Annotated in this window: 22 protein-coding genes; 21 read left to right on the top strand and 1 reads right to left on the bottom strand. The window is 39.1% G+C overall.

The window, feature by feature from the left end:
* The 4 genes from HMPREF0693_RS11875 to HMPREF0693_RS11860 form a co-directional block, all read left to right on the top strand.
* A partial coding sequence (locus HMPREF0693_RS11875; protein WP_004245661.1) for an alkaline phosphatase occupies positions 1–283 on the top strand: 283 nt, incomplete at its 5' end.
* Positions 284–711: 428 nt separating this feature from the next.
* Entirely contained in the window at positions 712–2,349 is a 1,638-nt protein-coding gene (locus HMPREF0693_RS11870) for a Na/Pi cotransporter family protein (protein WP_004245660.1), read from the top strand.
* Positions 2,346–2,888 carry a GNAT family N-acetyltransferase gene (locus tag HMPREF0693_RS11865; protein WP_004245658.1) on the top strand — a complete coding sequence of 181 codons (543 nt, stop codon included), beginning with the start codon at positions 2,346–2,348 and terminating at the stop codon, positions 2,886–2,888. Before HMPREF0693_RS11870 ends, HMPREF0693_RS11865 begins: the two co-directional genes overlap by 4 nt.
* A gap of 183 nt (positions 2,889–3,071) precedes the next feature.
* A complete protein-coding gene (locus tag HMPREF0693_RS11860) occupies positions 3,072–3,335 on the top strand; it encodes a DUF1435 family protein (RefSeq protein ID WP_004245657.1) in 264 nt (87 codons plus the stop codon).
* A gap of 116 nt (positions 3,336–3,451) precedes the next feature.
* Here HMPREF0693_RS11860 and rsmC read toward each other — a convergent pair whose 3' ends face one another.
* Positions 3,452–4,465 carry a 16S rRNA (guanine(1207)-N(2))-methyltransferase RsmC gene (gene rsmC / locus HMPREF0693_RS11855; protein ID WP_004245656.1) on the bottom strand — a complete coding sequence of 338 codons (1,014 nt, stop codon included), beginning with the start codon at positions 4,463–4,465 and terminating at the stop codon, positions 3,452–3,454.
* A gap of 129 nt (positions 4,466–4,594) precedes the next feature.
* On the opposite strand from rsmC, the gene HMPREF0693_RS11850 reads away from it, so the two are divergent.
* From HMPREF0693_RS11850 to HMPREF0693_RS11775, 17 genes are all read left to right on the top strand, one after another.
* Positions 4,595–5,005, top strand: coding sequence for a DNA polymerase III subunit psi (locus HMPREF0693_RS11850; protein WP_004245653.1), 411 nt, complete (start codon positions 4,595–4,597; stop codon positions 5,003–5,005).
* Positions 4,974–5,420: a ribosomal protein S18-alanine N-acetyltransferase gene (rimI, locus tag HMPREF0693_RS11845; RefSeq protein WP_004245652.1), complete on the top strand. Its 447-nt coding sequence runs from the start codon at positions 4,974–4,976 to the stop codon at positions 5,418–5,420. Before HMPREF0693_RS11850 ends, rimI begins: the two co-directional genes overlap by 32 nt.
* A gap of 770 nt (positions 5,421–6,190) precedes the next feature.
* On the top strand, positions 6,191–6,544 hold the full coding sequence (locus HMPREF0693_RS11840) for a hypothetical protein (RefSeq protein ID WP_004245651.1): 354 nt from the start codon (positions 6,191–6,193) through the stop codon (positions 6,542–6,544).
* 19 nt (positions 6,545–6,563) lie between these two features.
* Positions 6,564–8,207: an McrB family protein gene (locus HMPREF0693_RS11835; protein ID WP_004245650.1), complete on the top strand. Its 1,644-nt coding sequence runs from the start codon at positions 6,564–6,566 to the stop codon at positions 8,205–8,207.
* A 3-nt stretch (positions 8,208–8,210) separates the two neighbouring features.
* Complete coding sequence (locus tag HMPREF0693_RS11830; protein ID WP_004245649.1) at positions 8,211–9,638, top strand: 5-methylcytosine restriction system specificity protein McrC; 1,428 nt, start codon at positions 8,211–8,213, stop codon at positions 9,636–9,638.
* A 63-nt stretch (positions 9,639–9,701) separates the two neighbouring features.
* Positions 9,702–9,851 carry a hypothetical protein gene (locus HMPREF0693_RS19830; protein WP_004245648.1) on the top strand — a complete coding sequence of 50 codons (150 nt, stop codon included), beginning with the start codon at positions 9,702–9,704 and terminating at the stop codon, positions 9,849–9,851.
* Between the two features lie 57 nt (positions 9,852–9,908).
* Entirely contained in the window at positions 9,909–10,118 is a 210-nt protein-coding gene (locus HMPREF0693_RS19825) for a LexA family protein (RefSeq protein WP_196560828.1), read from the top strand.
* A gap of 279 nt (positions 10,119–10,397) precedes the next feature.
* Complete coding sequence (prfC, locus tag HMPREF0693_RS11820) at positions 10,398–11,987, top strand: peptide chain release factor 3 (protein ID WP_004245645.1); 1,590 nt, start codon at positions 10,398–10,400, stop codon at positions 11,985–11,987.
* Between the two features lie 407 nt (positions 11,988–12,394).
* Positions 12,395–12,742 carry a BON domain-containing protein gene (locus HMPREF0693_RS11815; RefSeq protein WP_004245644.1) on the top strand — a complete coding sequence of 116 codons (348 nt, stop codon included), beginning with the start codon at positions 12,395–12,397 and terminating at the stop codon, positions 12,740–12,742.
* A gap of 96 nt (positions 12,743–12,838) precedes the next feature.
* Positions 12,839–13,900, top strand: a complete 1,062-nt coding sequence (locus HMPREF0693_RS11810) for a patatin-like phospholipase family protein (protein WP_004245643.1) — start codon at positions 12,839–12,841, stop codon at positions 13,898–13,900.
* Positions 13,897–14,679 (top strand): metal-dependent hydrolase, encoded by a 783-nt coding sequence (locus HMPREF0693_RS11805; RefSeq protein WP_004245642.1) that lies wholly within the window; start codon positions 13,897–13,899, stop codon positions 14,677–14,679. The genes HMPREF0693_RS11810 and HMPREF0693_RS11805 overlap by 4 nt, the downstream gene beginning before the upstream one ends.
* Before the next feature lie 287 nt (positions 14,680–14,966).
* The gene (locus HMPREF0693_RS11800; RefSeq protein WP_004250187.1) at positions 14,967–16,268 is read left to right on the top strand and encodes a NupC/NupG family nucleoside CNT transporter; all 1,302 of its coding nucleotides are present in this window, start codon (positions 14,967–14,969) and stop codon (positions 16,266–16,268) included.
* A gap of 523 nt (positions 16,269–16,791) precedes the next feature.
* Positions 16,792–17,571: a deoxyribose-phosphate aldolase gene (gene deoC / locus HMPREF0693_RS11795; RefSeq protein WP_004245640.1), complete on the top strand. Its 780-nt coding sequence runs from the start codon at positions 16,792–16,794 to the stop codon at positions 17,569–17,571.
* A 69-nt stretch (positions 17,572–17,640) separates the two neighbouring features.
* Positions 17,641–18,963 (top strand): thymidine phosphorylase, encoded by a 1,323-nt coding sequence (gene deoA, locus HMPREF0693_RS11790; protein WP_004245639.1) that lies wholly within the window; start codon positions 17,641–17,643, stop codon positions 18,961–18,963.
* A gap of 66 nt (positions 18,964–19,029) precedes the next feature.
* Complete coding sequence (gene deoB / locus HMPREF0693_RS11785) at positions 19,030–20,256, top strand: phosphopentomutase (RefSeq protein WP_004245637.1); 1,227 nt, start codon at positions 19,030–19,032, stop codon at positions 20,254–20,256.
* A 78-nt stretch (positions 20,257–20,334) separates the two neighbouring features.
* Positions 20,335–21,051 (top strand): purine-nucleoside phosphorylase, encoded by a 717-nt coding sequence (gene deoD, locus HMPREF0693_RS11780; RefSeq protein ID WP_004249423.1) that lies wholly within the window; start codon positions 20,335–20,337, stop codon positions 21,049–21,051.
* A 243-nt stretch (positions 21,052–21,294) separates the two neighbouring features.
* Positions 21,295–22,608 (top strand): CitMHS family transporter, encoded by a 1,314-nt coding sequence (locus HMPREF0693_RS11775; protein WP_004249424.1) that lies wholly within the window; start codon positions 21,295–21,297, stop codon positions 22,606–22,608.
* The last annotated feature ends 277 nt before the right edge of the window (positions 22,609–22,885 follow it).

Genomic DNA, 22,885 nt, shown 5'->3' with positions numbered 1-22,885 from the left:
TAAACAAAATGGTGATACGCTTATTATAGTGACCGCAGATCACGCTCACTCTAGTCAAATTATTGAAGCTGATGTGAAATCAAGCGGCTTAACACAAGCATTGATTACCAAAGATGGCGCTGTCATGGTGGTGAATTATGGTAACTCAGAAACGGATTCACAAGAGCATACAGGCGCGCAATTACGCGTTGCCGCTTATGGTCCACATGCTGCTAATGTCGTAGGGTTAACAGACCAAACAGATCTTTTCTTTACTATGCGCGATGCGATGGGATTGAAATAACCTTGATAAGGTGACTGAATTGTAGTCTGTCTGAAATGTAGTTGAATTGTCTTACTAAAATTGTTGTATTTTCACGCGACTTAGAGAGATACCCTCAAGTCGCGTTTTTTTCTATGATTTCTTTACAAAAAATAAGAAAACGATAATAAATCAAGACGTTATTTACAGTCTAATTTTGAAAGTTACTTTTTGTTTGCTATAATTAACAGAATTTACAATGATATTCTTATACTATTCTTAACTTCTCCATTGATTATTGCACTTAAGTCGCAATATCTTTTTGCCTAATAACGTCGTTTTGATTAGGGCGTTATCTATAAAAATCATTTTTCAGATATGGTTATCTGCGTAGGATCTCTCTCTTTTTTATGGCATTGAAGGAGAAATGAGCCAATAAACAACGATAAAAAATAAGGTGACTAATTTCTATGCTAACACTGCTTCATTTACTCTCATCCGTGGCACTTTTAGTCTGGGGAACACATATTGTTCGCACCGGTATTATGCGTGTGTTCGGCTCTGATTTACGCCGAATTTTAGGTAAAAGTATTAATAAAAAATCGAATGCTTTTCTTGCCGGTGTCGGTGTTACTGCCTTAGTACAAAGTAGTAATGCTACGGCATTGCTAGTGATTTCGTTCGTCACTCAAGGCCTTATTTCTATTACACCCGCTTTGGTGATTATGTTAGGGGCTGATGTGGGTACAGCGCTAATGGCGCGGGTGCTGACATTCGATCTTTCGTGGTTATCACCGTTACTGATTTTATTGGGTGTCATGACTTTTTTAAGTCGTAAAAAAGAGCGTATCGGGCAACTGGGTAGAGTGGGAATAGGCCTTGGTTTAATTATCTTAGCATTACAACTGATTGTGACTTCTGCTGAGCCGATAACCCATGCCAGTGCAGTACAAGCTATTTTTACCTCTTTGAGCGGGGATACGATTTTAGCACTACTGGTCGGCGCTATTTTTGCGATGGTTAGTTATTCAAGCTTAGCGGCGGTATTACTTACCGCAACATTAAGTGCAACAGGCTTTATGCCTTTATATATTAGTTTATGTATTGTTATTGGTTCTAATATTGGTAGTGGATTGTTGGCATTAATCAGTAGCCGTGGTCAAAGTATTAGTTCACGTCAAGTCGTCATAGGAAGTCTGTTTTTTAAATTAATTGGCGCCTTGCTGGTATTGCCGTGGATCACCATCATTGCGACAAAAATCCAACAATATGATTTTTCCCCTGCGGAAGTGATTATCTATTTTCATGTGATTTATAACTTAGTGCGCTGTGTGTTGATGTTGCCGTTTGTGGGGCCAATGGCGAAATTATGTCAAAAATTAGTGCCGGAATTACCGGTTACTGGGACAGAAGTTGCACCTCGTTATTTAGATCCATCCGCCGTTGATACTCCCTCTTTAGCTATTGCTAATGCAGTCAGAGAGACATTACGGTTAGGGGATGTGGTTGAACAGATGTTGCAACGTTTTCAAGCCTTAATGGAAGGGGATCGTCTGCAAAAAAGGGAGATTAGCCAGCTAGAAGAGGAAGTGGAATTGCTCCATAGCAGTATTAAATTGTATATGGCACAAATTCAGCAGCATGATCTTGGTACTGAAGACTCTCGTCGCTGGGCAGAAATTATTGATACCGCGATGAATTTGCAACAATCTTCCGCTATCATAGCGCGTATGTCTGGTGAGGTGGTGAATAAAAGTTTAGATCATCACTTAAATTTATCGGAGGAAGGACGTCGTGAATTACAGACACTCCTTGAGCGTCTGCAAAGTAATCTGAATCTGGCGATGTCGGTGTTTGTTTCCGGCAATATGGAGCATGCGCGTAAATTACGCCGAGCAAAACATCGATTCCGTTTACTCAACCAACGTTACTCGTTTGCTCATGTAGAACGTCTTCATTTGCATAATATGCAAAGTATTGAAACCAGTTCGCTGCATACCAGTTTGTTGGGTGATATGAAACGGTTGAACTCCTTATTCTGTGCAGTGGCTTACCACGCATTAGAGCGGAGCGGATCTTCTTCAGAACAGGTTAATCTTCAACAATGAAAAAAAATATTCGTCTATTAACACATAATGAAATCCCTCGCGTTTGGGAAATTGATAGAACAGAACTGATTGAAAGGCTATATGTTTTACAACAAGGGCAATTGGTGTTATCTGAACAGCGTTTTGATATGAAAGGCTGGCCTGAAGGTGAGGCAGAACATTATACCCCTGTTTTACTTGAAAGTGCTGAGCGCGGTGCCCCTTTTTGGGGAGTCTTTGAAGATGACAAGTTAGTCGCTGCTGCCAGTGTTGATCCACAGTGGCGAGGCCAAGATAACACCTTGTTACAGCTCTCTTTCTTACATATTAGCCACCAGCAGCGTGGGCAAGGATTAGCCCGTATATTGTTTGATTATTGTGTGGAATATGCGAAGCAAAAAGGGGCTAGCGGATTATATATATCCTCAACGCCTTCTGAAAATAGTGTTAATTTTTATCAGCATATGGGCTGTCGTTTAATTGATGTGCCTGATACTGAGCTTTATGAAAGAGAGCCTGAAGATATTCATTTAGTGCTTAATTTTAATAAAGAAGATTAATCACTTATTTTACATCATCATTTGATGACTCTAAAATGCTTTATCGTTGGCAGCGGTAAAGCGTTTTTTGTTTAACCTCTTTAAAATTAAGGGTATGGCTACTTTTTTTTCTTGATAGACATTGAGTTAACCAATGTGTTATATAATAATGAAAATCATTATCATTAACGAATGGTGACTCTCATGGCTAAATCAACACGTATCTCCTCTGTCTCTTCTTGGACATCTCGTATTAGTTTATGGGAAATGTTGGCCGTTGCTTCGTTATTTACTGTGATCACCCACTCTATTGCAGGAACAGCAGCATTTACATTGGTTCTTGTCATTTCTATGTTGCTATCTACCATTATGTTATTTCATAAGAAATTACAAATGTGGGTGATGATCCCCGCCGGCGTTGTGATCACCTATAGCTTAATGACCTTTTTTTTAACCTATCATGGGTAGATAACCGTAAATAAAGGCACGATAACCTGCTGATAATAAAAAGGAAGTAAATACCGAAGGCCACCAGTAGTTGAAAAATCAATTACTGGCGGTTTTTATAATAGTGCTGGTGATTACTATTTCTTGGTTGCTTGGTAAACTTTGAATTTACCTGTTGATGCAAGCACTTCATGAGAGCCAAACACGTGATCAAGAATATCTTGATAAGGTAAGAAAGCATTGGCAACAATACGCAGTTTACCGCCTTTTTTCAAAAAGTTAGGCGCGAGACGAATAATGTCTTCTGCAGCTTGATAGCTGGTACCTAAGCCATCATGGAAAGGAGGATTAGAGACTATCCAATCATAAGTTTCTTCTACCGCAGAATAGACATTGCTTGCAATAACCCGTCCTTCTAATTCATTAACATTTAACGTGGCAATACTGGATGAAATAGCGGCTGCATTGACGTCACAGAGTGTGAGTTTTAACATCGGGTTTTTTTTGCCTAATACAGTGGCAATCACTCCACAACCACAGGCCATATCCAGTAAGTCACCTACCATTGTATCATCAAATGTAGAGAGTAATAATCGGCTGCCTTCATCTAATGCGGTTTGACTGAAAACACCGGGTAATGCCATCACCGTTAAATCGTCATAACGATAAGTTTGCCACCAGTTATTTCGATCAAAGAGTGTTTGATAGGTTAGTGAACCAAAAAAGAGGCTACAACGACGTGCTGAATCTATTTTTTTTAGCTTTGCTATACCATTCATTAATTCCGTAGCACTTTTTACACCACTACGGTTTTCGCCGACGATGAAGATTTCAGTATCGACAGATAAACTTGCACATAAGCTACGTAACTGAAAAGTTGCTTCATTCTTATTCTTAGGCCAAAAATAAATCAAAGTGTCGCAATATTTTACGAATGATTGATCTGCCGCTAAACCAAAAAATGCATTATCACCCATGGATTTGAGTAGCGGTAGCCACTGGTGATATTGATTTGTATAGGCTCTAACACTTTTGGCCTGAATTTGTGATGCTAGCGTGTCTTGAAGATCACCTGCTATGAGTACGTGCCTGTCTGCGAAATGATCTAGATGACGAAGAATAACTTCGCTGGCAGGGGACAATGAGGACATTATGATTATTACTCCTTAAAAAACATAAAACGCATGATATCAGATATAAAGAAACTGACGCTATTTATTGGCGTAGTTTATGCCCTCTGATACTATGTACCGTTGTTCTACACTTGATAGGTAAATATCATGAGCCGTAAAGACAGAATGTTAGCCCAACTTGGGATTCGTCAATGGGTACTTCGTAAGCCTGCTGTATTAAAAGGCGAACATTCTGTGCAATTTCCGGATACCACTCGTTTACTTATCATTACTGATGATGTTGTTGATCTAAATAACGGGCTTTTCTCTGATATTTTTAGCACTATGGGAATAGATAAAAGTGAAATCTATTGTATTACCTCAGAGGATGTGAGCCTGCTCACAGGATCATTTACACCAGCCTGTTGGCTATTAGGTACTGATATCACTCTACCTGCTCAATATACTTCTCTGAGAAGCCCTTCATTACATCAATTATATTTTGATGCCAATGCAAAACGCGATCTTTGGAAACAAATCTATCAACATGAAGACCATTTCCCCATTAAACCCTGCTGATTTACCTTTAGCATGGGAAATTGAAAAACTAAGTCATTCATTCCCTTGGAGCGAAGAAACATTCTATAGTAACCAAGGTGATCATTATTTTAATCTAAAAATTTGCATTGATAATATTATGGTAGGTTTTGCTATTACGCAATTAATATTAGATGAAGCAACGCTTTTTAATATCGCGATACATCCTGATTATCAAGGTAAAGGCTATGGAAAAGCATTGTTATTAGAACTTATTGATAATATTGAAAGAAAAGATATTGCTACATTATGGCTTGAGGTAAGAGAATCCAATCAAAAAGCATCTAATCTCTATGAATCTATAGGATTTAATTCAGTATCTGTACGTAAGAATTATTATCCAACAGCAACGGGAAAAGAAGATGCGATAATCATGGCTTATCCAATTAAATTCTAATTAAATACTTATTTAAGTTAAATTAAAGACGTCTTCTATTAGGCGTCTTTTTTTATTTTATGTGAAGTGAGTAGACTTTTATTCTTTTATTTAAATTTTACCTAATGGATATTTTGGTAAATAATTTTACTTTAGTTACAGGGGTTATTTAGTAAAACATATTGTGAGAATAATAAAGACAATATGAAGGGCGTTAAAATAAGTAAAACGCATGTTTACTTTAGTTCTTAAATTTATCGTTAGTTTATAAAAAGCCTATTAAGATAGGAAAATACATTAGTATTGTACATTTATTTGTTTCTAAACTAGAAAATCGCTACTGGTATCTATAAGTGAATCCCATCAAGTTGAGCCAACAAGTACCTCTGCGGATGGGGCCTGATATTTTATTACTGAGTTAATAGCTGGATTGGTCCTAACAAAAAAAACGCATCAAAGCATCACAGATGTTACTCGCATATCGAATTAGGTAAGCTTTCTCAGTTTTAGTTGAATTAGTTTAAAAAATATCAATTACACGGCGAATTTCGCCGTAAAATCCTAAAAAGATAAACTAGAGAAAGGAGGAACGCAATGGTTAGTCATTCCCAGCGCGAAACAGTGAAAGAGTCATATAAGCAGTCTCTTAAAACTCTTTTACCTTATGGTGTCAATGATCATCGCGGTGGATTTTTGAAGATCATTGACACAAGGAAGCACAACTCTCAGTAGAAAAGCGTGACGATTGGCTCTCATATCCCTTCGAGGAATACAGTGTCGATAATGCTACCGTGAGAGAAATCGATGAAGTCATCAATGTGCCAAATATTGGACCTGTCGTGGTGACTAGTCATGAACAGGAAAGGTTTGTTGAATGGTTTTCTGACAGAGTGCCCAAGCATCCTTGGAAGGCTTTGGCTTCAAGGTTATTTAGCTCATCATTGACAAAAGCAATTTTGCCTGAAAAGGTAGCTCTTCATAAGAACCAAAAATATAGTAACAAAGCTGATATTTGGCTGCACAGTAACAGTGATTTGCATTTTGTAGTCGTTCAGTCAGGAGCAATGAAGACTTTGGTTACTGTTTTCAGACTAAATAAGTCTCTCAAAAAATCTCAAAATGAAATCAAGATGTGTGTCCGATAATCCAGTAACAAGGGAATAAATGAAAAGTAGACTGAAAAACCTATATAAATATCTTATTGAGAACAGGAAACATGAAGTCAATGGATGGCACAAAGCCTATCGTGACTTTTACAGTCAGGTCGCTCAAATTCGTGAGCGAATCACATCTGGAGAAGGCTTGTCTCAAAATGATGAAGCTTTTCTGAAGCAGTTAATCTATGAGAAGAGCAACGGTATCGCTTCTCGCGGACAGTCTGTGTTGAGCAATGACAATTTCCAGTCATTCATTAAAAACAAGAATTTCATATCCGCATTAGAAAAATTTATATTGATTCCAAACAGTGAAAACTTCACGATTTTTTCTGATACGTGGTCTAACCAAGGTAAATCTAACAACCCTGTTCTCGTTAATCGAGTGGCTGCAGCTTGTACACTCGAAGTCTCCACAACGGTTGACTCCGGTAAATTCAATCAGGTTTTTAATTGGCTTATACGCGAAGGAATAATTCCAGTATACCCAACAGAAGAAAATCAAAGTTGGTTTGCTAAAAACATTTTTCTATTAAAAAGCATCAAAAGCGAGTTTGATAATGAGCTTCGGGAAGGTAAAACTGATGAGTTTTATCTTAGTCAGTTTGTTTGGGTGCTTTACGAGAATTTGTCAAACCCATTCAGTTTAAAGAAGCAGATTATTAAATACGGGGCACCGGGGACAGGGAAAACTTATCAAGCACGCCTGCAAACTTCGCTCATGTTTGACATCTGGAAAGAGGAATTTACTTCCAATAGCCGTCTCACACATGCAAGTCAGATTGAGTTGGTTCAATTTCATCCTTCTTTCAGCTATGAAGACTTTATGGAAGGGCTACGTCCGGTTTTGGGCAGTGATGGGAACTCCCAATTAAGGTTGCAAAATGGTGTTTTTAAAGAGTTTTGTCGAAGCGCTGGTAAGTGGGAAATCGATGTATATGGGCTTGGACTTGCTCAGAAGTGGGAGTCTCTTACTATCAAGGAACTTCTCCCGTTTAGAGAAAAGTTATCAGGTGAGCATTGGCGGGATGTTTTCGAAATATCAGATACATCCAAGCTTGTATCGGAAGCAGTACCACCATTTTTCTTTATAATTGATGAGGTAAACCGGGCTGAGTTGTCTCGCGTTTTTGGTGAGTTAATGTACTGTCTGGAATACCGAGGCACTAGAGGTTGCGTTAAAACCCAATATGCCAATCTGAACAATGAACATACTGGTATGCTTAAGGACGCTAAAGGGTATTTGTTCTTCATTCCAACAAACATCTATCTTATTGGAACGATGAACACGATAGACAGAAGTGTCGAAAGTTTTGACTTCGCTTTACGTCGAAGATTCCGTTGGGAAGAAGTGGTGCCTGATATGGCGCTATTGAAATACCATTTGAACCAATTTTGCAAAGCTTGGCTGCCCCTGGTGGATAACCTTGAACGCTTGAATGAATTGATAGCTAAAGAGCCTTTGCTTGGTAATGATTACCAAATTGGTCATGCCTATTTGATGGATTTGAAGTATGCAACCAGCCTTACAGTTTCGGAGGTACGAGAGCGTGTATGGGATGATTGTATTCGTCCGTTATTACAGGAGTATCTTCGTGGAACGGGTAAGGAGACTGAACTGATTAGCTCCTTCGGAAAGGCGTTTGGGGTTTAAACAGTGTGGCTTTTCGATATCATTAAGAACGGCACACTGGTCGATAACCAGTCCTATTTTGTCAGCGAAGGCATTTTGAAAAATAGACGTTTAGGAAAGTCGATAACCCTTAGAACCAAATCAAAAGGGCAGTGGACCTATCCTCATAACGACGAGTCTGCAATTTGGCACTTTTTGAATTCGGTATCTCGTGATGTCGAAAAAACGCTGAATGATAATATTTCCGATGCTTTAATACTCTTCAATGATGAAGATTACGAACACAATACAGATGGCGGTTTCATCGATGTCTCTGGTACGGATGCCAGAAATTTTAATCTCGACACGGGCAATTTAATCGGATTTGTTAAGCGAGGAGATTACTCTCTGAAGATCAGCTCACGTTTTGGTGATGCTTTCCTTCAATACATCATTGCAGATGCCGATGGATTTCTCGAATTAGAAAACATTGGAGGAGAAAGTCACGCAGACGGTTACGAATGGCTTTTAGCATATCTATGGAACATTAAGTTTAAGAGAGCCTACCGCTTGGGCTTGCCAAAGACTTATATTACAAGAAATGATCGTATTTCCCGCGTAAGGGGAACTATAAATGCTACAGATTATTTTCAGAATAAATCATCTGGAAAATATTTATGCTCGTACCGAGAGCACAGCTACGATAGCCCTGCAACTTCACTTTTTATAAAAGCTTATGAAGCAGTTGCACATTACTCATTTTGTCACCAAACACGAAATATCTATAGCGCATTTCTGACTGCCAATCAGGGGATAAAAAGGTCACAGCAAGAAATTTTGAGGACTTCTCATTTCACCAATCCTTTCTACAATGATTATAACGTGCTCATTGACTTATCTAAGCAAGTTATTGGCCGGAAGGGCTCTGATTTTGATTCGCAGCAGGATTCGAGTGCTTTCTTTTTCGATATTTCGATGTTGTTTGAATATTTCATTCGTAAGCTCATCAAGCGAGATGGGTTACGCCTGCTAGGTAAGTTCGAGCTATGTCAGGAAATAGCATCTGGTGCGCTCAGCGGTTATATGAGAAAACTTGAACCTGATCTTGTTATAGAAATCGATGAGAGATTATTCGTATTTGATGTGAAGTATAAAGCATTTGATTCACAATTTGGGGTGAAGCGTGAAGATCTTTTTCAGCTACATACTTACATAGGGCAGTATGGAAATATTGCCGCAATCAAGGGGTGTGGATTTATTTACCCTATATCAGAAGAACGATGGGCTTCACTTAACCTTGAAAAAACACAGGGGGTGATTTCAGATATTATTCACCAGCAAGGGCAAGAGATACCGTTCCATGTGCTTTTTCTAAAAATTCCTGAAGATACTTATATTGATTTTAATAGGAAAATGAAAGAGCAGTGTAGTATTTTCATTGATGCCCTTTATTCTAAGGTTCTTAATCAGTGACGTTTTTTTGTGGAAAAAGGCCATTGATCAACGAAATGTCATTGCTTTGACGTCGAGATTGACTTGGGAGTCGGTAATGTAGAAGTCGTGCCTGATATCAAGGGAAGAATTCCTCTCATTAACTGGGTTCAGGCCGGTGATTGGACTGAAATAGCGAAGGAATTTGCCTATGAAGATGCTGAAGAGTGGCGTGAAGTCACAGGGAAAGCATGAGGGTGGTTTCGCACTTCGCGTAAAAGGCGACAGTATGGAAAATCCAAGCGGAAAAAAATCATACCCGAGGGGGCTGTGATCGTTGTTGATCCTGAGTTATCTTATTCTTCAAATTTATTGGTTGTTGCGCGTTTGGATGATTCGAAAGAAGCAACCTTTAAGCAGTTAGTCATTGACGATGAACAGAAATACCTAAAGCCTCTGGACTCCCAATATTCAGCAACAGCGATCAACGACAACGGCACCATCATTGGTGTGGCACGATAAGCTATTATCGATTTTTTGTAGCAAAGAAATTTGTGGCCTAGCCTCGGTTGTTCATCAGCTAAAAAAACAACGATTGCAAACAACGACAACAGAGCATTGGCACAATGCTGAGAATAAATAGATAACCATTGATTGTTTATAAAGCCAAGATAGGCGAAAATAAGCGCCAACTAAGATTAACTTACGGGTGAATGTGCTTTATAGTCACTTTAATAAGTCGTTATAGAAATATCTCAGTGCAGTGCATTCACTTGTTTATCAACTAGAAGATCACTATTGATGTCTAATCCTATTTTTCAGCAAGAAGTTGCTCGTCGTAGAACTTTTGCCATTATTTCCCACCCCGATGCGGGTAAAACAACCATCACTGAAAAAGTGTTGTTATTCGGACAAGCTATCCAACGTGCAGGAACAGTAAAAGGGCGTGGCTCAAATCAGCATGCTAAATCAGACTGGATGGAAATGGAAAAACAACGTGGTATCTCCATTACCACTTCTGTTATGCAGTTTCCTTACGCTGATTGTCTAGTTAACTTACTTGATACCCCAGGGCATGAAGACTTCTCTGAAGATACGTATCGTACTTTAACTGCCGTTGACTGTTGTTTAATGGTCATTGACTCTTCAAAAGGGGTCGAAGATCGTACCCGTAAATTAATGGAAGTGACTCGATTACGTGATACGCCAATTTTGACCTTTATGAATAAATTGGATCGTGATATTCGTGATCCGATGGAATTAATGGACGAAGTTGAAACTGAGCTAAAAATTGCCTGTAGTCCTGTTACTTGGCCGATTGGCTGTGGAAAACTGTTTAAAGGGGTTTACCATATCTTAAGAGATGAAACCTATCTTTATCAAACAGGCCAAGGTCATACTATCCAAAACTCACGAGTGATCAAAGGGTTGGATAATCCTGAGTTAGATGAAGCGATTGGTGATGATTTAGCCGTTCAATTACGTGATGAGCTAGAGTTGGTGTTAGGTGCATCACATGAGTTTGATCATGAAGCTTTCTTAGCGGGTGAATTGACTCCGGTTTTCTTTGGTACCGCATTAGGTAACTTTGGTGTTAATCACATGCTTGATGGTTTGGTGAAGTGGGCGCCAGCGCCAATGCCTCGTCAAACTGATATGCGAGAAGTGACAGCGGCTGAAGAGACATTCACGGGTTTTGTCTTTAAAATTCAAGCTAATATGGATCCCAAACACCGCGACCGTGTTGCTTTTTTACGGGTGGTGTCAGGCATGTATGATAAAGGGATGAAACTGCACCAAGTACGTACGAAAAAAGATGTGGTGATTTCAGATGCATTGACCTTTATGGCAGGGGATCGTTCTCATGTTGAGCATGCTTATCCTGGTGATATTATTGGCCTGCATAATCACGGTACCATTCAAATTGGTGATACTTTTACTCAAGGTGAAATGTTAAAATTCACCGGTATTCCTAACTTCGCTCCGGAATTATTCCGCCGTATTCGTCTACGTGATCCGCTAAAACAAAAACAATTGTTAAAAGGTCTGGTGCAATTATCTGAAGAAGGTGCGGTACAGGTGTTTAGACCCCTAGCTAATAATGATTTAATTGTTGGCGCAGTTGGGGTGCTACAGTTTGATGTCGTGGTTGCACGCTTAAAAGGTGAGTATAACGTTGAAGCCATTTATGAATCAGTGAATGTATCGACGGCTCGTTGGGTTGAATGTAGTAACGAAAAGAAACTCGAAGAATTTAAGCGTAAAAATGAGCAACATCTGGCATTAGATGGTGGTGATAACTTAACTTATATTGCACCAACGATGGTTAACTTAAATTTAACCCGTGAACGCTATCCTGATATTGAGTTCCATCAAACGCGTGAACACTAATTTTCTGTTATAAATCATATAAAAAGCCATATTTTTATGGCTTTTTTCACAATGATGTATTGTAAAATCAACCCCAGTATCTGTTTAGATTTACTCAATAATCTTATCTATACTATTTATATTCCGTCGATATTCTAATAAAAACTACCCTTTAATCAGCTATTACTCTTTCTATTCTCTGCTATCCTAATAATGATATTTTTATACTCATTGTATAAATAAAATAAAAACTTTTTACATATAAATGGCTATTTTTCAGATTAAAATTACAAAAAGTTATCTTTATTTACTATTTATTACTTTATTTGCTACTCATAACTTAGTAGTGTAACTGAAGTACTTGTTAATAATTTGATAAAAAATACACACATTTCCTGTCATGATTAATTTATGAGCAGGGGGAAGCAATGAATCAACAAAAAATAAAATTAGTATTAGCGCTCGTCACGGGTATGACAGTGACAATGATAAGTACAGCAACTATTGCGGAGACATCGTGGTATAACGAAATTGATAAAACTACCAGTAATGTTAACAATGAATTAAGCGATACGGCAATATCGAAAAAAATCGAAGAAACACTATTACCTAACCCCTCCATTGACAGTGGATCACTTTCAATTCGTACTGAATTTGGTCATGTCACAGTTGCCGGCTTTGTTAAAAATGCAGAGCAGGAAAAACAAATCATTCAGATCATTGAAAAAATTGATGGTGTAAAAAGCGTTGAATCATCAGTGAATATTCAAGGCTAACTTAATAGCGACTTAATTTATTTTAATTAGTGATTAAAAAGAATGACCTTGAAAACAGGTGCGAGTATCCTTATAAGGTTGTATTAAGGAGACTCTATGGGGAAGTATATACCGGTTACATTAAATAATATTACTGCACTTGAATTTCAATCATCCTTACCACAAGGCAAAGTTGCATTAGTTTGCGAAGGCGGTGGACAGCGAGGCATCTTTACTGCTGGTGTTCTTGATGAATTTATGCGCTCTCAATTTGATCCTTTTGATCTACTCCTAGGGGTATCCGCGGGGGCGCAAAACTTATCTGCTTTTGCTTGTGGACAAAGGGGTTACGCCCGCAGAGTCATTAACCGTTATACCACCAATAACCAATTCTTTAATCCGATTCGTTTTGTTCGTGGGGGAAATTTACTCGATCTTGACTGGTATATAGAAACCACTTCGAAAGAAATGCCTTTAAATATGCCTAAAGCATTACGTCGTTTCGATAGTGGTCGCGAGTTTTATATGGTGGCAAGTCGCTCCGACAATTTTAAGGCAAATTATTTTCAACCAGAAAAAAGCACATGGCTTGATATTGTGAAAGCCTCCAGTGCGATCCCCGCGTTTTATCGCAATGGTGTTTTATTTCAAGATGTTGTTTACCATGATGGCGGTATTAGTGATGCGATCCCGGTAAAAGAGGCTTATCGTCGTGGTTGTCGTACAATTGTCGTTATACGAACAGTACCGTCTGAATATCAATATACCACCGAGTGGGTGGATAAAATGGGAAAATGGTTTGAGAATGGCCGTTTTCAACGCTTTCTCAATATGGCTCAAGTCCATATTGAAACTTATACTGACACACTAAGATTTATCCAATCTCCACCTGAAGATGCCGTTATCATTGAAATATATCCACCAACAACACTACAATCTAGTGCATTAGGAAGCCGTTTAAGTGCATTAAATCATGATTATCATGTTGGTAGACGCTGTGGGCGCTATTTTCTAGCCACTATTGGTCAACACTTCTCTAAGAAAAAATTTCAGCAACACGATAAAAAAATATTTAGCCTATTTGAAAATGAAGCAAAAGCAGATAAAGCGGAAGATGCCGAAATCATTCAAAAAGGAACTCGGAGTGTGCACCCTGAAGTAAGGAGTGTTCAAGAATGAGTCGATTTATTGATACGCATTGTCATTTTGATTTTCCCGTCTTTTATCACGACCTTGAGAATAGCCTTGCTTTAGCACAACAGGCTCAGGTAAAAAAAATTATTATTCCTGCGGTTGCTCAGTGGAATTGGGACGCGGTAACGGAATTGTCTCGTTATAACAATGCACTATATTGTGCACTAGGTTTGCATCCTTTATATATTGAAGCGCATACAGAGCAGCACTTGATTGAACTTAAAACACGCCTAAAAACGACGCCACGTTGTGTTGCAATGGGGGAGATGGGTTTGGATAACTCTATGACAAATCCACATCCGGAAAAACAGCAACAATTTTTAATAGCACAACTTAAATTGGCGATAGAATTTGATTTACCAGTGATCCTTCATTCACGTAAAACTCATGATAACCTAAGTGCTATTTTGCGCCGTTATTCAGTTCCTCGTAAAGGTGTGATCCATGGTTTTTCCGGTAGTTTGCAACAAGCAGAACGTTTTGTTCAACAAGGCTATTTCATTGGAGTAGGGGGCACTATCACTTATCCACGTGCACAAAAAACACGTCGTGCAATTGCCTCTCTACCCTTAGAGCGCTTGTTATTAGAAACGGATGCGCCTGATATGCCTGTAAGTGGTTTTCAAGGCGAGCCTAACCGCCCTGAGCGAATTCTCGCTGTTTTTTCTTCTCTTTGTGAATTGCGTCAAGAGTCAGCAGAGGTTATTGCAAACCAACTTTACCTAAATAGTCTACAATTATTTCAGTTAACAGATGATGCCTAGTTTTAAGTAAATTAGTAATTATTCTGCCATTCGTATTACCGTTTTTTATTAAACTGCTAACCACTTTTCCAAATAAACTTTATCCATTAAGTGCGTTTTTTGCTTTTTAGTGTGATTTAGATCTCATTTGTGACTTTTATGTTACTTTTTTAAGATGCTAATTGTGATGGATATAGAGGGTTCTTTTCTGGGACTAGGTATAATTATCTGGCAAAAAAAGAGTCAATAAACTTAGTAACAAGCTTATTGATAATCCATTAAATTTTTATATGAACAGGGATCCTTCAATGCACCTCATTATGAGCTTGGTCGGAATGGCCACATTGATATTGATAGCCATTCTTTTCTCCAGCAACCGACGTGCAATTAAATTACGCACGGTCGGTGGCGCATTCCTTATTCAAATTGGTTTAGGCGCATTTGTACTTTATTCAGAAAGTGGCCGTAAAGTGTTATTGGCTATTTCTGATGCCGTTAAAAATGTCATCGATTATGGTGAAAACGGCATGAGCTTCCTTTTTGCTGGCTTAGTTTCCGACAAAATGTTTGAGCTATTTGGCAGCGGTGGCTTTGTTTTTGCTTTGCGTGTTTTACCTGTTATTGTGTTCTTCTCTTCATTGATAGCAGTACTTTATTACTTAGGTATCATGCAATTTGTCATCAAGATTTTAGGTGGCGGATTACAAAAAGTATTAGGCACTTCTCGTACTGAATCAATGTCTGCAACAGCCAATATCTTCGTTGGACAAACAGAAGCACCACTGGTGGTTCGCCCCTATATTGCTAGAATGACAACCTCAGAACTTTTTGCGGTGATGTGTGGTGGATTAGCATCAGTGGCAGGTTCGGTACTGGCAGGTTATGCAAGTATGGGTGTGCCATTGGAGTATTTGATCACCGCTTCATTTATGGCGGCACCAGGTGGTTTACTCTTCGCAAAACTCTTGGTTCCTGAAACAGAAACACCTGATGATCAAAAAGATGCTTTTGATAACTTAAGTGATGAAGAAAAACCCGCTAATATTATTGATGCTGCGGCATCAGGGGCTTCTTCAGGATTACAACTTGCGTTAAACGTAGGTGCAATGCTACTCGCTTTTGTCGCATTAATTGCCTTAATTAATGGTATTCTTGGCGGAATTGGTGGCTGGTTCGGTTATGAAGACTTCTCGCTAGAATTAATCTTAGGCTGGGTATTTGCACCAATCGCCTTCTTAATTGGTGTGCCTTGGAGTGAGGCAACCATTGCTGGCTCTTTTATTGGTCAAAAACTGGTGATCAACGAATTCTATGCTTACTCGGAGTTTAGTAAATATCTGCAAGATGAATCACAATTAGCAGCAGCGGGTTTAATGGCCTTGTCTGAACAAACAAAAGTGATTATCTCTTTTGCGCTGTGTGGATTTGCTAACCTTTCCTCTGTTGCGGTATTACTGGGTGGTTTAGGGGGAATGGCACCAAACCGTCGTAAAGATGTCGCACGCTTAGGTATGAAAGCCGTTTTAGCGGGTACACTCTCTAACTTAATGAGTGCAACCATCGCCGGCTTCTTTTTTGCATTAACCGCAATGGCTGTGGTTGCTGCTTAAATAAGAAAGTATTTACAGAGCAGATAGGTAATTGCTTATCTGCTCTTTTTGTTTGTTTTCTGTTGTAATGTTAACTACCTTTATATATATGTGAGTTACTTCGCAACTTGTAGAGAAGTTAGCCAATTAATGAGTCATTTCATTAAAAGTAAAAGTTTTTACGTTATAAAGACGACTTACTGACTTTATTCGAGTAACATTAAACCAGAAAATAAAATTTTTGTGATTCTGATCACAATTTAATGTCTTTAGTTGCAAGTTTGATTTTATTATTGTGACAGAAAGCACATCTAATTGTTCTCTAGCGTGTTCAAATAAGATGTGCTGAAACTTCATGGAATGGCGAAAGCTCAATGACGGGTCGCCGAAGTGAGCATAGCGCGGTGAGAGGGAGCTCAGCTGTCGTTGTAGCACTTGTTACAACCACATCTTCAAGGAACCAAGTCCGCTCGCCAACAAAATTAATCGCTAACCTTAAAGCGTATGCCCATAGAGGGCTTGAGAAACATCGTTGGAGAGTTTTATGACAGATTTAACCGCTGCAGCGCGCCTTGCGCTGTCTTTGATGGATTTAACCACCTTAAATGATGACGACACTGATGAAAAAGTGACAAAACTATGTCATCAGGCGAAAAGCCCAGAAGGTAATACAGCCGCAATCTGTATCTACCCACGCTTTATTCCACTGGCACGTAAAGTATTACGTGAACAGGGAACACCAGAAATTCGTATTGCAACCGTAACTAACTTCCCTCATGGTAATGATGATTTAGATATCGCATTAGCTGAAACTAATGCAGCATTAGCTTATGGTGCTGATGAGGTTGATGTTGTTTTTCCTTACCGCGCATTAATGGCAGGTAATGAACAAATCGGTTTTGATATCGTTAAAGCATGTAAAGACGCTTGCGCTAAAGCGGGTGCTTTACTGAAAGTTATTATTGAAACGGGTGAGTTGAAAGATCCTGCGCTCATTCGTAAAGCATCTGAAATCTCAATTAAAGCAGGTGCTGATTTTATCAAAACATCCACAGGTAAAGTGCCTGTTAATGCAACACTGGAAAGCGCTGAATTAATGCTTCAAGTGATCCACGATATGGGTGTTGGCAAAGAAGTTGGTTTTAAACCAGCGGGTGGGGTACGTACAGCTGAAGAAGCTGCGCAATACCTTGCATTAGCAAACCGTATTATGGGCGATAACTGGGTTGATGCTCGCCACTTCCGTTTTGGTGCATCAAGTCTGTTAGGTAATTTATTAGCCACACTCGGTCATGGCGAACAAAAATCGTCTAGTGGTTATTAATTCATTTATGAAGTATGCCTACCCTACAATGGGTGGGCGTTATCAATGCTATAACACCAGGAGGTTGCAGTGTTTCTTGCCCAAGAAATTATTCGTAAAAAGCGTGATGGTCATCCTTTAACTGAAGAAGAGATCCGTTTTTTCATTAATGGCGTCAGAGATAATACTGTTTCTGAAGGTCAAATTGCAGCACTTGCAATGACAATTTATTTTCATGATATGACCATGCCTGAACGTGTGGCTTTGACATTAGCCATGCGTGATTCCGGTACTGTACTAAACTGGAAGAGTCTAAACTTAAATGGTCCTATTGTTGATAAACACTCAACAGGCGGTGTTGGCGATGTTACATCACTGATGTTAGGGCCAATGGTAGCTGCTTGTGGTGGTTATGTTCCGATGATTTCTGGTCGTGGATTAGGTCATACTGGTGGAACTCTTGATAAGCTTGAGGCTATTCCCGGCTTTGATATTTTCCCTGATGATGAAAAATTCCGCGATATTATTCGTCATGTTGGTGTAGCAATTATTGGGCAAACCAATTCATTAGCACCTGCTGATAAACGCTTTTACGCTACACGTGATATTACTGCTACCGTTGATTCAATTCCGCTTATCACTGCATCTATTTTAGGTAAAAAATTAGCTGAAGGTTTGGATGCATTAGTGATGGACGTTAAAGTTGGCTCAGGTGCCTTTATGCCAACATATCAGAAATCGGAAGAGCTAGCAGAATCAATTGTACAAGTAGCAAATGGCGCCGGATGCCAAACTACAGCACTACTGACTGATATGAATGAAGTATTAGCATCAAGTGCAGGTAATGCAGTAGAAGTCCGTGAAGCAGTACAATTCTTAACGGGTGAATACCGTAATCCACGCTTATTTGAAGTTACGATGGCACTGTGTGTAGAAATGTTAGTGTCAGGTCGTTTAGCTGACTCACGTCAACAAGCTCGCCAAAAACTGCAAGATGTACTGGATAACGGTAAAGCAGCGGAAGTCTTTGCTCGTATGGTTGCAGCCCAAAATGGTCCTACAGATTTTGTTGAAAACTACAATAAATACCTGCCAACGGCGGTATTAAGTAAGCCTGTATTTGCTGAGAAAGCCGGTTTTGTCACAGAAATGGATACCCGTGCTTTAGGTATGTCAGTTGTGACTTTAGGCGGTGGTCGCCGTAAAGCAACTGATGCTATTGATTACAGTGTTGGATTAAGTGAAATCGCGGCACTAGGAACAGAAATCAATACAGATACACCACTCGCGATGATCCATGCCAATAGTGAAAAATCATGGCAAGAAGCTGCGGCAGAAGTCCGTAAAGCGATGGTAATTGGTGAGACAAAACGTGAAACGTCACCAATGGTGTATCGCCAAGTCAGCGAATAAGAACTCAATGATGATTTATAAGTGACATATCCGTGGTCTACGGAAAATGACACAGGAGAGAGAATTATGAAACGTGTACATATCATGGTATTAGATTCCTTTGGTATCGGTGCTGCTGGTGATGCGGAGAAATTCGGTGACCAAGGCGCAGACACTTTAGGACATATCGCACAAGCATTTGCAGAAGGTAAAGCGGATAAAGATGGTCGTAAAGGTCCTCTTCACCTACCTAATCTTTGCCGTTTAGGTTTAGGTAAAGCGGCTGAAGAATCAACAGGTAAATTCCCTGTTGGTTTAGACAAAGATGCGGAAATTATTGGTGCTTATGGCTACGCGAGTGAGATCTCTTCTGGTAAAGATACACCGTCAGGCCACTGGGAAATCGCGGGTGTCCCTGTATTATTTGATTGGGGATACTTTAAAGATTTGAAAAACTCTTTCCCTCAAGAGTTGCTAGACAACATTGTTAAACGTGCCAATTTGCCGGGTTATTTAGGTAACTGTCACGCTTCTGGTACGGTTATTCTGGATGAACTGGGTGAAGAGCATATGAAAACTGGGAAACCTATTTTCTATACTTCTGCTGACTCCGTTTTCCAAATTGCTTGTCATGAAGAGACCTTCGGTTTAGATAAATTATATGAGCTATGTGAAATTGCTCGTGATGAACTAAACAAAGGTGATTACAACATCGGTCGTGTCATTGCTCGTCCATTTATTGGCGACAAACCAGGCAATTTCTCACGTACAGGTAATCGTCATGATTTAGCTGTTGAGCCACCAGCACCAACTATGTTGAAAAAACTGGTTGATGAAAAACAAGGCCACGTTGTCTCTATCGGTAAAATTGCTGATATCTATGCAAATGTAGGTATTACTAAGAAAGTGAAAGCAACAGGTATTGATGCTCTGTTCGATGCAACGATTGAAGAGATGAAATTAGCGGGTGATAACACTATCGTTTTCACTAACTTTGTTGATTTCGACTCATCTTATGGTCACCGTCGTGATGTTGTCGGTTATGGTGAAGCACTCGAATTATTCGACCGTCGCTTACCTGAGCTGATGGAATTAGTGAAAGAAGATGATATTTTGATCCTAACCGCAGACCATGGTTGTGACCCAACTTGGCAAGGTTCAGATCATACCCGTGAACACATTCCGGTTCTGGTCTATGGGCCAAAAGTTAAACCAGGTTCATTAGGTCACCGTGAAACTTTTGCTGATATCGGACAAACTGTTGTGAAATACTTCGGTTTATCACCAGTAGAATACGGTAAAGCAATGTTTTAATTTTACTTCGGTAGGCATAGCAATATGTCTACCGAATTATATTTGAATAGTGAAAGATCAATATTAAAAGGAAGAATTATGGCTACCCCTCATATTAACGCAGAAATGGGCGATTTTGCTGATGTCGTTTTAATGCCGGGCGACCCGCTTCGTGCTAAATACATTGCTGAAACTTTTTTACAAGACGTACGTCAAGTAAATAATGTTCGTGGCATGTTAGGTTTTACTGGTACGTATAAAGGCCGTAAAATTTCTGTAATGGGCCACGGTATGGGTATTCCTTCCTGCTCAATTTATGCTAAAGAGCTAATTACTGATTTTGGTGTAAAAGTGATTATTCGCGTGGGTTCATGTGGTGCGGTATTACCAGATGTTGAATTACGTGATGTTGTGATCGGTATGGGAGCATGTACAGATTCTAAAGTTAACCGCTTACGCTTTAAAGACCAAGATTTTGCGGCTATTGCTGATTTTGAATTAGTACAAAATGCTGTATCTGCTGCGAAAGCAAAAGATATTAAAGTTCGTGTGGGTAATATTTTCTCAGCGGATCTTTTCTACTCGCCTGATCCAGAAATGTTTGATGTGATGGAAAAATACGGCATCTTAGGTGTTGAAATGGAAGCTGCAGGTATTTATGGTGTAGCTGCGGAATATGGTGCACGTGCCCTGACAATTTGTACTGTTTCTGATCACATTAAGAAAGGTACACAAACAACCTCAGAAGAGCGCCAAACTACCTTTAATGAAATGATTGAAATTGCATTAGAATCTGTTCTGTTATTAGAAGACTAATTGATACATTTCGTTGCTTAAATTGAATTGAAACCCAATGTTGCATTGGGTTTTTTTATGTCTATTTTTCTTTTTATTCATTTGATTTTTAACTTTATTTAATATAATTAGGATTTTTACTAAGTATATTTATATAGAAAATAATCGGTGATTAACTTCACATCATTGAAACTGTTTTTACATGAGTGGTTAGCATTTTTGTAACATAAAGTGCAATATAATAACGACTACAAGGATCCTCATGTGCTAACGATTATCGGATTACTCATTATTATTTCTATTGTGACATTACTAATGATGGGGAAAACAAGCCCAATTATTGCAATGTCGGTCATACCATTAATTGGTGCGCTTGTCGCAGGTTATTCATTTACTGAAATATCTACTTTTTTTGAATTAGGTATTAAAAAGGTGAGTAGTGTCGCAACGATGTTTTTATTCGCGATACTTTTTTTTAGCATAATGAAAGATCTGCATATTTTTAACCCTCTGATCCGTATGATGATCAGTATCACCCGTGGCAATGTCATTATAGTGTGTATTGTCACAGCGTTAGTCGCGGCTGTTGTACATTTAGATGGTTCGGGTGCGGCGACATTCTTAATTATTATTCCTGCTTTTTTACCGCTATATCGCCGTTTAGGTATGAGCCCTTATCTTATGTTGCTAATTATGTGCACCAGTATGGGGGTGATGAATATGGTACCTTGGGGAGGGCCTTTAGGTAGAGCCTCGGCTGTAACCGGTATTTCGGCTGCGGAATTGTGGCAAAAGATCATCCCAGTGCAGATAATTGGTATTTTTGGCTCGATGCTTTTTGCCGCGGTGATGGGGGTGCGAGAAACCAAACGTATTGCTAAAGCAAAACTAAAAGGGACTACGCCTTATGAGCAAGATTCTTTATTAAGACAATTTGATGAAGATCAGCCAGAAACAGGAACAGAAAAACCACAAAAATTTTGGATCAACCTTCTGTTAATTATCGGCTCAATCACGTGTTTAGCCTTAGGATTATTTTCGGCACCTTATATTTTTATGGTTGCATTATCAGCCGCTCTAGTGATCAACTATCCTAAGCCGAAAGATCAAATAGCGATAATTAATCATCATGCTCCTCAAGCACTCTCTATGGTAGCAATTATTTTAGCGGCAGGTGCTTTTTTAGGCATCATGTCTAATGGGAAAATGCTGGAAGCTATTGCCCTCGATTTAGCAGCAGTATTACCTTCTCATTGGGTCGATAATTTGCATATTGTTGTGGGTATATTAGGCGTTCCCATGGATATCTTTACCAGCACTGATGCTTATTATTTTGCGCTATTGCCTATTGTGCAGGAGGTCACAGCTAGTGGTGGTGTCCATGTTGCTGATGTTGTGTATGCTATGGCCATAGGTAATAATGCCGGAACCTTTGTAAGTCCATTCTCACCAGCCGCTTGGCTTGCTATGGGGCTTGCAGGCACTGATATGGGTAAACATTTACGTTACTCATTTGGTTGGATTTGGCTATTTAGCTTCTTTACCCTAGGTGTTGGCACATTATTGGGACTGTTTTAACTTTTGTAGATTAAGGACGAATTCTAATTAATAAAGCGGGAAGAAATACTGTTCCCGCTTTATGTATTAATCCCCATCTCAATTTGATTTTCCTACTCAATCTTCTATCAGCTATTTCAGCTGTATCATCATTATTATCAGTTTATTGGTAAAGTTCGTTATCATCGCTTACCAATACTATTTGCCCTAACAGTTTAATATATTAAGTTTTTAACTTATGCTAATTTTTTAATTATTTTTAGTATAAATAACTAATGTTATTGACTTGATTGTTTTT

Origin of the sequence: Proteus mirabilis ATCC 29906, from assembly GCF_000160755.1 — a bacterium.
Taxonomy (GTDB): Bacteria; Pseudomonadota; Gammaproteobacteria; order Enterobacterales; family Enterobacteriaceae; genus Proteus; species Proteus mirabilis.
Note: the sequence above shows the minus strand (reverse complement) of the source record. Positions and strands in the feature narration are given on the sequence as shown.